The organism is Proteobacteria bacterium CG1_02_64_396, assembly GCA_001872725.1.
In the GTDB taxonomy this organism is placed as follows: domain Bacteria; phylum Pseudomonadota; class MNWR01; order CG1-02-64-396; family CG1-02-64-396; genus CG1-02-64-396.
Genome location: MNWR01000009.1, coordinates 14,931 through 27,313, shown reverse-complemented (window position 1 = coordinate 27,313; position 12,383 = coordinate 14,931). Strand labels below are relative to the sequence as shown.

Sequence of the window (12,383 nt, the reverse complement as noted above, 5' to 3'; positions counted from 1 at the left end):
CGAGAAGCTGGGGATTGAGGTGGTGGGGGAGGGGGGGTTCTTGGGGTGGGTGGGGGAGCGATAAGGAAGCGCTGATTGATTAAGCGCTTCCCGTGGCCCAGGGATGGGCCACCAAAATCAGGAACGTCAGGGACTGATTTTGCAAGCGAAGCAAAAACCACGTCGCCTCAAGGCTCCTACTTTTGGTTTTTGCGAAGCGTGCTGATTCAAGGCGGGATGCCTTGAATCAGCGTTTCCATAACACCTCTCGATGCGGCCCCCGTGCATCCCGGCGTCATCCCCGTATAGGCCGATCCAGTGGTTGCGGGGGGGCGGCTCTGGATGGGGCGGGGCCGCTGCAAGGGGCGGCCAAAACCGGCGCCCCCCGCAGCAATAGAAGCGCGGCTGTGCCTTCGCAACCGCGCTGTAGCCCCCCTTACCCCAACGCCCCCTTGACCTTCTCGACCGTCTCGGGGGTGTAGTACTTGCAGGCCCCTTTTTGGGCGGCGGGTTCGATTTCGAGGGCGGCAATCGCCTTTTTCACCTTGGCGTCCGAAACCCCCAGCGCCTGGGCGATTTTTCCGGCGGTCAACAGATCGGCTGCGTTGCTCATGATGGAACTCCTTGTGGGTTGAAAAGGGACAGCGGAGGGGGGATCTTTGCCAGGGGCGGGGGGCAGTTCAAGCCCCGGCCATCGGTCACAGCACAACAAGGGATCGTTTTTCAGGATGCGAATACACAAGCGGACGCCAGATCCGCCCTGTTTTCGAATACTTCAGCGAGGGGAAGACGCAATGGATGAAGAGACCGAGGTCCAACCGCGCCTGCTTGCGGCGCATGAGCACCATCAACACTGGTTTTTGCTGCAAGATGCGGCCCGGTTCACCGCCGAGATCGGCGCCTGGTTGGCCGGGGAGGGGGTCGCCTACGACCCCGTGATGCTCACGAGGGGCGCCGCCGCGCCGCTCGACCAACCCCCTGCCGACGACGAAGGGCGGTTGCTCCCCGGGTGGTATCCGAGACGCATCGTCTGGGAGGGTGCTCAAGGGTGGGTCGAATGGTGTTTTGTCGGCGACACCCCCCTGACCGATCCGTTTTACGAACAAACCCTCAACCGCTGCGCCGCTGCCCCCTTCAACCGCCTGCTGCGGCTGCGCTCCCCCCTCGACACCCTACCTAACCTTCTCCCCGCTTCAACCGGCTGCACCCCTTCCGGTTTTGTGTTTCATCTGTCGCGCTGCGGTTCGACGTGGCTCACCCAGATGCTGGCCGCCTTGCCCGATTGCCGGGTGCTCAGTGAGCCCCAGCCCATCGACGACGTTTTGCGCAGCCACTTTCGCAATCCCGCCATGACCCCCGAGCGGCGGATTCAGGCGCTCCAGACCCTGATCGCCCTGTGGGGGCCGAGGCAGCACCTCGAAGAGCAACATTGGATCGTCAAGTTCGACGCCTGGGCCGCCCTCGACCTGCCCTTGATCCGCCGCGCCTTCCCCGATGTCCCTTGGGTGTTTCTCTACCGCGATCCGGGCGAGGTGCTGGCCTCCCACCGGCGCCAGCCGGGGATGCATATGGCCCCCGGCGTCATCGATCCCCCCTGGTTTGGTCTGAGCGGAGCGATGGTTCAGAAGATGAGTCCTGCCGAATACGGCGCCTGGGTGTTGGGGCGGATCATCCGTTCGGTGCTCCGTTTTCATCCCCTGGAATCGCGCCGTCTGTTGCATTACCGGGAGCTGCCGACCGCTGGCTGGGCAAGGGTGCTACCCAAATTTGGCATTGAGGTCGACGACACCCGCATCGCGGCGATGCAGGCGACCGCCTCCCGCCACGCCAAGCGACCCTATGAAGCCTTCACTGAGGATGGCCCGGCCAAGCGGGCCGAAATCACCGCCGACGACCGGACCCATCTGGTTCGCTGGACCGACCCCTTCTACCAAGCGCTGGAGGGGGCGCGCCATTCGGGGGACTTAATGCTGCAAAGGGGGGTGGAATGAACGACCGGGTACAGTTGCCGCTGCGGTTTTCTGTGCCTCTGCTGCAAGAGGCGGTGGGTCGTTTCGACGAGGGGGAGTGGTACCCCCACTTCGTACCGCGCAACTACGAGGGGCGCTGGTCGGTGATCCCACTACGCGGCCCCGCCGACGCCCAACATCCGGTGCGCATGTGTTATTCCGACCCCGCCTGCGACGACTACGCCGACACCCCCTTCCTGGAACGGTCCCCCTATTTGCGGCAGGTGATCTCAGCCTTCGCGTGCCGCATGACCTCGGTGCGACTGATGCGGCTTGAGGCCGGTTCGCGCATCAAGGAGCACATCGATCCCGACCTCAATCCCGCAGCGGGGACGGTGCGGCTGCATGTGCCGATCCTGACCCATGGCGAGGTGCATTTTGTTCTGAACGGCAAGCGGGTGGTGATGGGGGCGGGTGAGAGCTGGTACCTGCGCTTGAGCGACCCCCACAGCGTCGAAAACCGGGGGGATCGGGCCAGGGTTCATTTGGTGCTGGACGCTCTAATGAACGAATGGTTGGCCGGAATGTTGGGGCGTGAGGCAACCGCCATCTGACCGTTCAGGCAAGTCGGGCGGCCATTGCCCCACCCCCTACCGGTTGGCGTATGCTTCGAGCGGGGCGTTTCATCACCCCACCGGCGGCGAGCGGGTCGCCCGTGGGGGGAGCAATCATCATGAACAGCATCGGCATCTTCTTCGGCACCGACACCGGGCTCACCCGTCGGGTCGCCAAATCCATCGCCAAACAACTCGGGGATCGCGCCGCCAAACCGGTCAATGTGGCCAAGGCGACGGTCGACGACCTGTTGGCTTGTGACACCCTGATTCTGGGGACTCCCACCTACGGCGAGGGGGCGCTGCCCGACGCCGACAACTCCAGCCTGAAAACCCCCAGCTGGGGGGAACTGGTCCCGGCCATCGAGCAGGCCGATTTCGCTGGCAAGGTGGTGGCGATCTACGGGCTGGGCGATCAGCTCAAATACCCCGACTTCTTCTGCGACGCTTTGGGGCGACTGCATCAAGCCTTTGCCAAGGCGGGGGCGACCCTGGTGGGGGATTGGTCGACCGAGGGCTACACCTTCAACGCCTCCAAGGCGGTGGTCGACGGACGCTTCGTGGGACTTGCCCTGGATCACCCCAATCAAGGGGAGATGACCGAGGGGCGGGTAGCGGCGTGGTTGGCGCAGATCGAACCGGCTTTCAAGTAACTCGTAGGAGCCGCCCCGGCGCGATGGTGTTTTTTTGGTAGGAGCGCCGTCCCGGCGCGATGGTTTTCATGATCCTATCGAGGGTGCGATGGCCCGTTCCGGGCTTGTCCAGGGGGGCGGAAAACCGGTGGTTTCATCGCGCTGGTTTCATCGCGCCGGGGGCGGCGCTCCTACAGGTTTTTCATAGGGTTGCTCTTCTTCGCGGCTTCGCGTGAGGCGCCTTTCGGTTTTTCCGCTTTTGCTTGGTTTGCTCTTCTACACCTTCGCCTGGATCCCATCCCATGTCCGACCGCCCCGTGTACTCCACCGAACATGGCCGCCTGTGCCCCACCTGTGGCAAGCCCCAACCCCAATGCCGCTGCAAAACCAAAACGCTGGCCGTTCAGCCGGGCGACGGAATCGTTCGGGTTGGGCAGGAGACGACCGGGCGCAAAGGCAAGGGGGTGACGACGGTGAGTGGCCTGTCGGGAGACCTGGCGACCCTCAAAGGGTGGGCGCAACAGCTCAAACAACGCTGCGGCTGCGGGGGGACGCTGCGGCTTGATGGGGTGATCGAAATCCAGGGCGACCATCGCGACGCCCTGGTCGCCTGGTTTCAAACGCAGGGGATGAAGGTCAAGCGCTCGGGGGGATAAGTCGCGGTTGGGTGGTCAGCAGCGCCCCCGCTTCGGCGGCGGGAAGCGGGCGGCTGAAAAGGTAGCCCTGGGCCGCGTCGCACCCCTCGCGGCGCACGAAGTTGAGCTGCCCCTGGGTTTCTATGCCCTCGGCCAACACCTCTAAACGCAGACTGTGGGCCATGCTGACAATAGCCCGGACGATGGCGGCGTTCTCTTCGTCGCCCGGTAGATCCTGAATGAAGGAGCGGTCGATCTTGATGCGGTCGATGGCGAAGCGCTTGAGGTAGGCCAGCGAGGAGTACCTGGTGCCGAAGTCGTCGATGGCCAGTTTGACCCCCATCGTTTTGAGCTTGCCTAAGATCTCCTGCGGCCCACCCCCCTCACGCACCAGCACGCTTTCGGTTAATTCCAATTCAAGCCAATGCGGCTCGATGTCGTAGGCCTCCAGCGCTTTTTTAACCTCTTCGGCCAGATGGGGTTGACGCAGTTGCAACCCCGACAGATTCACCGCCATGAGCAGGGGGGGCAGACCCTCTTTGCGCCATTGTTGGAGCTGACGGCAGGCCTCGCGCAACACCCACATCCCCAGCGGCACGATCACCCCCGACTCCTCGGCCACCTGAATAAATTCGCCGGGGGCCAGCACCCCCCGTTCCGGGTGATGCCAGCGCAGCAGCGCCTCCATCCCGGAAATCTGGCCAGTCTTCAGATCGACCAGCGGTTGGTAGTAAACCGCGAACTCCGCGCGCTCGACCGCCCGGCGTAGGGCATTTTCAAGTGCCAAGCGGGCAAAGGCCCGTTGGTTGAGATCCTGGGTGAAGAATTGGAAGTTATTACGCCCCGATTGTTTGGCTTGATACATGGCGGCGTCGGCATTGCGAATGAGCTGGCTGGGGTTGTGGCCGTCATTGGGATAAAGGGTGATCCCGATGCTCGGCGTGATGCTCAGCTCAAGCCCTTGAATCTGGATCGGTTCGGCCAGCACCACCAGGATCCGTTCGGCCAGCCGAGCGGTTTCGTCGGCGTTGGGAATGCCGTCAAGCAGGATGACGAACTCATCCCCCCCCTGGCGACTGACCGTATCGATGTCGCGCAGGCACATGGTCAGACGATGTCCGACTTGGCAGAGGATCTGATCGCCGATCTCGTGTCCCAAGGAGTCGTTGATCGTCTTGAAGTTGTCGAGATCGAGAAAGAGCACCCCCAGCAGTTCGCCGCTGCGTCGAGCCCTGGCGATCGCTTGGTGCATGCGATCGGTGAGCAACGTCCGGTTGGGCAAATCGGTGAGGGGGTCGTGCTCGGCCAGATGACGGATTCGCTCCTCGGCCTGCACCCGATCGGTGATGTTGGTGAAGGTCACCACCACCCCGGTAATTTCGCCTCCTTGGCGAATGGGATAAGAGCTGTACGAGACTGGGAATGAGGCGCCGTCGCGCCGCCAGAACCACTCGTCTTCCACCAGCACCCCTTCACCCGATGCGAGGGGCCAAAGCATTCGGCATTCCTGCCTGGGGTAGGGGGTGCCGTCGGGCAGGGTGTGGTGGGTTAGGTCGTGCAGATTCTTGCCGATCAACGCCTCGGTCTGCGGGTAACCGAACATCTGGGCGGCGGCGGGGTTGATGAAGGTGCACAGCCCCTCCCGGTCGATGCCGTAGATCCCCTCCGCAGTTGAATCGAGCAGCAGGTGGATGCGCTCCTCCCCCGCCGAGACCGTATCGAGCATCCGGTTGAACCCCTGGGCCAGACGCCCCACCTCGTCGAACCGATGCAGCCGGACCCGCACCTTGCGATCCCCCCGCCGAATCGCCTCGGAGACGTGCACCAGTTCGTCCAATCCCTTGGTGACCCCCAGTGCCATGATGCTGGCGATGGCCGCCCCCAGGGCGATGGCGAGTAGCGCATAGAGTACCCCGTTGCGGCCGATGGCCTGCAGGGCAGCAGTGTTGTGGCTTTGCCCCATTCCGATGCGGGCCCAACCGACCTGCCGGTCGGTTGTGATGATGGGGGCTGCCAGGTCGATCACGGTGTGGTTGACGACCAGGTTTTGACTCTCGGTCGGGGCGGCAAGCAGAGAACGGCTGATGGTGTCGGCGGCATACCGTCCCACTTGGGTCGAATCGCTGTGGGCCAGCACCCGCCCCTCGGGGTCGAGGATCATGGCGTAGCGCAGATCGGGGTAACTGCTCAGCGAGGCGATTACCTCTTGCAACCCAGCCACGTCGTCGGCCAAAACCCAACTGCTGCTGGTGGTGGCCAGGGCATTGACCAGCCCCGTCGCCTGCTCCTGGGCCAAATCCAGCAAAAAGTCGCGCTGCCGCTCGACCAGATCGAACACGAAGACCGTCATGAGCAGAGCGTGAACCAGTGTTACCCCCAGGATGAGCTGGCGCCGGATCGAGTGGGTCCAGAAGCGGACGATGGGGGTGGTCAGGTGGGACATCAGGGGGCCTGCGGGGGACGAATGTCGGCGGTGAAGCGGGTCATGAAATCCCGTACCGGGGCGTAGGTGACGTCGGTGGCAGGCTCGAAACGGGACAGCGGCATACGGGCCAGGATCGCCCTGCCCTCGCTGGATTCGTGCAGATGAAAAAGAAGATCGCCGATTTGAGCAACCTCTTGCTCAGGAACGTCGTTGCGGACCACCAGGCCGTTGTTGGGCAGCGTCTGCGTTTGCCAGCGCACCACCAAATCGGCGGCCAGATCGGGGTGTTGCTCTTGAAAGGCCCGCCACGGCGGGGGCCAGGTCGCCCCGGCGGCGACCAGCCCGAGCTGGACGTTCATGATCGAGGACTCCTGGGAGCCGACGTAGCGGTTTTCGATGTCGCGGTGTACGTTCAGCCCATGGGTGTGCAGGTAGTACTGGGGCATCATGGTCGCGGCCAGGGCGGTGGGGGCGGGGTAGGAGACCGCTTTGCCCTTGAGATCGCCCACCTCTTCGATGCCGCTGTCGCGCCGCACCAGGATGATCCCCCTGAATTGGTCGTCGTCCCCCATCTTGCCGAACACCCGGTAGCCGTGCTCCAGGCTGGTGATGGTTTGGTAGGGGTTGGGCAGGGCAACCTCAAACTTGCCCCCATTGAGTTTCTTGTCGAATTCGGCGTAGTTGCGCGAGGCCTCCAGCTTGAAATGAATCCCGCTCAGGTGGGTGTTGAGGTAGTCGATCAGGGGGCCGTAGACCTGGAAGAGCCGCGTGGGGTTGTGCAGGGGGTGGACGGCAAAGAGGTACTCGTGGACCGAGGAGGCTGCTTGAAGCGGCTCGTCGCTGTAGCTGGGGGTGTAGGTCTCGGACTCGTCGGTGGGGTCGCACCCCGCAAGAAGAGTCAGGGGCAGCAGAAGCAGGGGGGCCAGGATGTGTGGGAGGGTCACCAAGAACCTCGATTTTACGGGGAGGTAGTCGGGCCTCCAGCCCGAAGCGTTTTTTAGATTATCTCAGAACGGTTCGCGGGCGGACACAATTCCCGTCCGCCGGGGTAGCGCGCCGCGAGCCGGGTCACCTCGGGGAAGAAGGTCTCGAAGTCGGCCCCGCCAATCCCACCAAACCCCACATCAAACCCCGACCGTCATCCTCACCTGTGGGAGGCCACTTCTGTGGCCGAAGCGAAGCGGGGATGTCTCGGTTGGGCCACAAGTTGGGGCAACGGTATTTGGTTTTACTCTTTGGACCGGTGTTGCCGCTTCATTCGCGGACAGAAGTCCACTCCCACCAAAACCACCAAAACCCACCCCAAACCCCGACCGTCATCCTCACCTGTGGGAGGCCACTTCTGTGGCCGAAGCGAAGCGGGGATGTCTCGGTTGGGCGTCGGTTGGGGCAACGGCATTCGGCTTTGCTCTTTGGACCGGTGTTGCCGCTCCATTCGCGGACAGAAGTCCGCTCCCACCAAACCCCACCCCAAACCCCGACCGTCATCCTTACCTGTGGGAGGCCACTTCTGTGGCCGAAGCGAAGCGGGGGTGTCTCGGTTGGGCGTCGGTTGGGGCAACGGTATTTGGTTTTGCTCTTTGGAGGGGCGTTGCCGCTCCATTCGCGGACAGAAGTCCACTCCCACCAAAACCACCAAAACCCACCCCAAACCCCGACCGTCATCTCACCTGTGGGAGGCCACTTCTGTGGCCGAAGCGAAGCGGGGGTGTCTCGGTTGGGCCACAAGTTGGGGCGACGGTATTTGGTTTTGCTCTTTGGACTGGTGTTGCCGCTCCATTCGCGGACAGAAGTCCGCTCCCACCAAACCCCACCCCAAACCCCACCCCAAACCCCGACCGTCATCCTCACCTGTGGGAGGCCACTTCTGTGGCCGAAGCGGAGCAGGGGTGTTTCGGTCGGGCCACAAGTTGGGGCAACGGTATTTGGTTTTGCTCTTTGGAGCGGTGTTGCCGCTTCATTCGCGGACAGAAGTCCGCTCCCACCAAAACCACCAAAACCCACCCCAAACCCCGACCGTCATCTCACCTGTGGGAGGCCACTTCTGTGGCCGAAGCGAAGCTGGGGTGTTTCGGTTGGGCGTCGGTTGGGGCAACGGTATTTGGTTTTGCTCTTTGGAGCGGTGTTGCCGCTCCATTCGCGGACAGAAGTCCGCTCCCACCAAAACCACCAAAACCGCTCGCCCTTTCACCCCAACTGCACGCTACGGTTGCTCAAATTCCCGTATTGAAACCCGCTGATCGGGTAGCTGACCGCGTGGGGTCCGGCGTCGGCCGCCCCGACCGCCACCAGTAGGGGGAGGTAGTGCTCGTCGGTGGGGTGCGATTCTTTAAAACCGGGGGCGAGGTGGTGGGCCGAGGCCAGGGCAGGCAGATCCCAGGCGGCCAGCCGGTCGACCACCCACTGGTCGAAGTTACTCGCCCAACCCTCGGGCTCGCCGCCCCTCCACTTGATCGCCCTTAAGTTATGCACCAGCACCCCCGAGGCCGCGATCAGCACCCCCTCGTGGCGAAGCGGTGCCAAGGCGCGGCCCAGCTCGATCAGCTGCTCGCCACCCCAACGCGAGGGGAGTGAGAGCTGCACCAGCGGGATGTCGGCCTGGGGGAAGAGGTGAACCAGCGGCGTCCAAACCCCGTGATCCCAACCCCGCCCCGGCTCTTGCCCCACCTCGCCCAACGGGGCGAGCAGCTCCATGACCCGCATGCGCAGTCGGGGGGCGGGGGGGGCGGGGTAGGTCACTTGATAAAGCTCAGGCGGGAAGCTACCGAAGTCGTAGATCAGCGGCCCGGTATGGTCGATCCCCAGGGTCGGAGGGGTGCGCTCCCAGTGGGCCGAAATCGCCAGGATCGCCTCGGGCCGAGGCAGAACCCGCCCCCACTGTTTGAACCCACCCCCGGTTGGATCGAGGGCGACCATGGGGGAGCCGTGGGAGAGAAACAGGACCGGCAGCGGCTGGGACATGGGGGCTCCTGGAGAAGGTCAAAAGCGGTTGCACACGAAGCCGCGAAGCCGCCAAGGAAGACAACAACACAAACCGATTCAAGGAAGCGCCGATTAAACCAGCCGAGCTTCGGCGACGGGGTCGCCTCCTACGACCGCGCTATTTTGGCGACCCATCCCTGGGTCGCTCGGAAGCGCGAATAAATCAGCGCTTCCTTAAGGCTTGTCCCACGATGCAAAAGGGGCCTGACTCAACCGGGCATTGGTGTAGCGGACATCCCCGCTGACCTCTTCCCCGGCCCAGTCGGGCATTTCGAACGCTTCACCCTCGGCGCTCAGTTCGATCTCGGCCACCACCAATCCGGCGTTGTCGCCCAGAAACTCGTCGACCTCCCAAACATGCCCTCCCACCACCACCCGGTGGCGAATCTTGTCGATCTGCCCCGGCGGGCACAGGGTGTCGAGCATCGTCAGGGCGTCGGCGGCGGGGATTTCGTACTCAAACTCGGCCCGCGCCGTCCCGACCGGCTTGCCTTTGATGGTCAAAAAGCCCCGGTTGCCCGCCAGCCGTACCCGCACGGTCCGTTCGGGGGTGACGCTCAGGTAGCCTTGGCGGTACCGGGTTCCCCCATCCCCCTGGGATTTCCACCCTTCGCCCCGCACCAGAAATTTGCGTTCGATCTCGATGCCCATCGTTTGCCTCTTCGATTGGGGAGGAGCCTTGAATCAGTACGCTACGCAAAAACCAAAAGCGTCGGCGACTTAGGTCGCCTCCTACGACAGCGCACCACTGTGGCAGCCCATCCCTGGGCCGCTCGGAAGCGCTGAATCAATCAGCGTTTCCTTAGCCCCCTGCATTCGTCGCCGCAGCCATCAACCCCCGCTTACGTAGCGCAACGCCGGAGGTCGACGGCGGATCGGCACAGGCTCGGAACGGGCGGTTCTGGTGGATCGTTCCTCAAACCCAGCGTGCTCATCCCGGCGTGTCGCAGGATGTGCCTTGAGGCCCGACCTCACCGCTCCGGCGCCATTCCCGTTTCGTCCCCCGCCACCCCCACCGGCCTCTGCAACCGAACAATGAAGGCCTCCAACACCGGGATGTTGCTGTCGCGCCGGTACCCCGTGGCCTGCTTGAGCATGGCGTAGCCATCCCCCCCGCCGGCCAGGTAATCGTTGACCGCAATGCGGTAGCTCTGGGCCAGATCGACCGCAGCCCCCGCCACCGTCAGTCGGGTCACCACCCCGCCGGGATGCAGGGCGGCGGGGCAGGGGGTGGTGGCGCAATAGGTCACCTGCATCCCCGCCACCTGAGGGAAGGCGCCCCGGATTTTTCCCCCTGCCAGGCTCAAACCGTGGTCGAGGGCGGCGATCAAGGTGTCGCCATCGACCGTCACCGTTGCGATGGTGTTGTCGAAGGGCAGCACCGCCAGCGCCTGGGCGTAGCTGACAGCGCCCCCCGCCAGCCCCGCCCGAATCCCCCCGCCGTTGATCAGCGCCGCCACCGCCGCGTCGCTGTCGCGCACCGCAGCGAGTATCCCCTCGGCCACCATCCGTCCCAGTTCGACCTCGCCGTCGGGCAAGCGGGTAGGCAGCGGCAGATCGGTGTCGAGATGGGCCACCGTCTGGGTTGCGTAACGCGCCAACGGGGCCGCCATCGTTGTCAGCCAGTCCGCCATGTCGGGCGCTTCGTCCACCGCCAGGGTGCAATCGTGGTTTTGGCAGCCGCGCACCATCCGCATCGACCCGTTGCTGGCCGCTGGAATCACGTGCCCAGCCTCATCAAAGGCGACCGTCAATCGGCCCAGCCAGCGCCCCCACTGCCCGGCGCTGACGATCAGCACCGGATCGCCGTCGCGGTTGTGGGCCAAGGTGGGGAAGGGGCCGCGCACCGCCTTGGCCTGATGCACCGCCCCTTCCCGCGTGAGCGCCGCCGGATCGCCCAGCACCGCGTGGTCGTGACCCGAAACGATCACGTCGATGGCGTGCAGTTGCGGGGCCAGCACCGTGTCGATTCCGTAGCCCATGTGGGAGAGCAGCACGATGTGGTCGATTCCCAGGGCGGTCAGCCGCTGCGCCTCGGCGTTGAGGGCAGTGGGCGCATCGAGCAGCCGCACCCGGTCGCCGGGGCGGGAGATCACGGCAACCTCAGGGGTGATCGCCCCGAGAATGCCGATCTTGAGCCCCCCTTTTTCGACCACCACCGAGGGGCGGATCAGTCCGGTGAGGGCCGGTTCGGCCGAGACATCGAGGTTGGTGACCACCAGTGGATAGCGAGGGGGCTCGGTTTCGAGGGTTTGCCCCTGGTGTTGGATGGCGCCGCCGCGCAGCAAACGGCCCAGGTAGGCGGGGCCGTGGTCGAATTCGTGGTTGCCCAGGGTGGCGGCGTCGAGCCCAAGCCGGTTGAAAGCCATGACCGGGGCCGAGCCTTGCCAAACCTGCTCGAACAGGGTGCCAACCGAGGCGTCGCCGCTGTCGACCAGCAACACCGGGGCCTGAGTGGCGCGGGCCCGGTCGATCAGGGTTTTGAGCCGCGCCATCCCCCCCTGCTCCGGCTCCCCCCAGACCTTTTCGGGCTGGAGGTGGGCGTGCAGATCGTTGGTGTGCAGCAGGGTAAGGATGGCGGGGGATGTTGTGTTGGGGGTCGCGGGTGGCGGCGGGGCGCAGGCGGCCAGCAGAACGAGTAGGGTCGATAAACACAGCGCAGCCACCAGCCGCCGCTTCGCGATCAAAAACCCGGCCCCCCTCACAACATCCTCCAGCGGGGAATCCGCGCCGCCTGCCCCAGGTACCTTCCACCGGCATCGACCACGTTCCACACCGTCACCCCCTCGATAACGAAGCGACGTCCTTGGGTCGAAAGCCGAATCCCCGAGTAATCGTCGGCAAAGCCAAAATCGGTCACCTGCCGCATGAAGCGGGCTCGCGCCTCTTGCAGGTCGGGCTCGGCGGTTTGGCGCGAGGGGGTGGCGGTCAGTCCGGTCCAGTCGGTTTCCCACAAAGCCAGCGCCTGGGCGTTGCCGTAATCGAGGATCGGATCGGCTTGCACCCCGTGGGCGAGCAGGGCAAAGGGGGCGCTCCAGGCCGCTTCGGCCAGCGCTTGCCCTTGAAGTTCGGGGGGGAGGAGGTCGCGGCCGGTCCAGCGCTTGTAGCTGAAGGCGAGCTCGGCGACGCGGTTGATGGCGGTGGGGGTGAGGTGGGGAAAAGGCATG

The 12,383-nt window shown here is 64.4% G+C and carries 10 protein-coding genes; 4 read left to right on the top strand and 6 right to left on the bottom strand.

Features of this window, described 5'->3' with window-relative positions; genetic code table 11:
• The first annotated feature begins 917 nt into the window (after positions 1-917).
• The 4 genes from AUJ55_00995 (at position 918) to AUJ55_00980 (ending at position 3,830) form a co-directional block, all read left to right on the top strand.
• A complete protein-coding gene (locus AUJ55_00995; protein ID OIO61217.1) occupies positions 918-1,970 on the top strand; it encodes a hypothetical protein in 1,053 nt (350 codons plus the stop codon).
• Positions 1,967-2,542, top strand: coding sequence for an aspartyl beta-hydroxylase (locus AUJ55_00990; protein OIO61214.1), 576 nt, complete (start codon positions 1,967-1,969; stop codon positions 2,540-2,542). Before AUJ55_00995 ends, AUJ55_00990 begins: the two co-directional genes overlap by 4 nt.
• Before the next feature lie 119 nt (positions 2,543-2,661).
• Positions 2,662-3,195 carry a flavodoxin gene (locus AUJ55_00985; GenBank protein OIO61213.1) on the top strand — a complete coding sequence of 178 codons (534 nt, stop codon included), beginning with the start codon at positions 2,662-2,664 and terminating at the stop codon, positions 3,193-3,195.
• A 281-nt stretch (positions 3,196-3,476) separates the two neighbouring features.
• Complete coding sequence (locus tag AUJ55_00980; protein OIO61212.1) at positions 3,477-3,830, top strand: translation initiation factor; 354 nt, start codon at positions 3,477-3,479, stop codon at positions 3,828-3,830.
• Here the strand turns inward: AUJ55_00980 and AUJ55_00975 are convergent.
• The 6 genes from AUJ55_00975 to AUJ55_00950 all read right to left on the bottom strand — a co-directional run bounded on the left by AUJ55_00975 (position 3,811) and on the right by AUJ55_00950 (position 12,382).
• The gene (locus tag AUJ55_00975; GenBank protein ID OIO61211.1) at positions 3,811-6,252 is read right to left on the bottom strand and encodes a hypothetical protein; all 2,442 of its coding nucleotides are present in this window, start codon (positions 6,250-6,252) and stop codon (positions 3,811-3,813) included. The two genes, AUJ55_00980 and AUJ55_00975, sit on opposite strands and share 20 nt — an antisense overlap.
• Entirely contained in the window at positions 6,252-7,178 is a 927-nt protein-coding gene (locus tag AUJ55_00970; protein ID OIO61210.1) for a phosphonate ABC transporter substrate-binding protein, read from the bottom strand. The genes AUJ55_00975 and AUJ55_00970 overlap by 1 nt, the downstream gene beginning before the upstream one ends.
• A gap of 1,243 nt (positions 7,179-8,421) precedes the next feature.
• Positions 8,422-9,195 carry a hypothetical protein gene (locus AUJ55_00965; protein OIO61209.1) on the bottom strand — a complete coding sequence of 258 codons (774 nt, stop codon included), beginning with the start codon at positions 9,193-9,195 and terminating at the stop codon, positions 8,422-8,424.
• A 195-nt stretch (positions 9,196-9,390) separates the two neighbouring features.
• Positions 9,391-9,867: an adenylate cyclase gene (locus tag AUJ55_00960; GenBank protein OIO61208.1), complete on the bottom strand. Its 477-nt coding sequence runs from the start codon at positions 9,865-9,867 to the stop codon at positions 9,391-9,393.
• A 320-nt stretch (positions 9,868-10,187) separates the two neighbouring features.
• A complete protein-coding gene (locus AUJ55_00955) occupies positions 10,188-11,921 on the bottom strand; it encodes a hypothetical protein (GenBank protein OIO61207.1) in 1,734 nt (577 codons plus the stop codon).
• Positions 11,918-12,382 (bottom strand): hypothetical protein, encoded by a 465-nt coding sequence (locus AUJ55_00950; GenBank protein OIO61206.1) that lies wholly within the window; start codon positions 12,380-12,382, stop codon positions 11,918-11,920. Before AUJ55_00950 ends, AUJ55_00955 begins: the two co-directional genes overlap by 4 nt.
• Position 12,383: the final 1 nt, after the last annotated feature.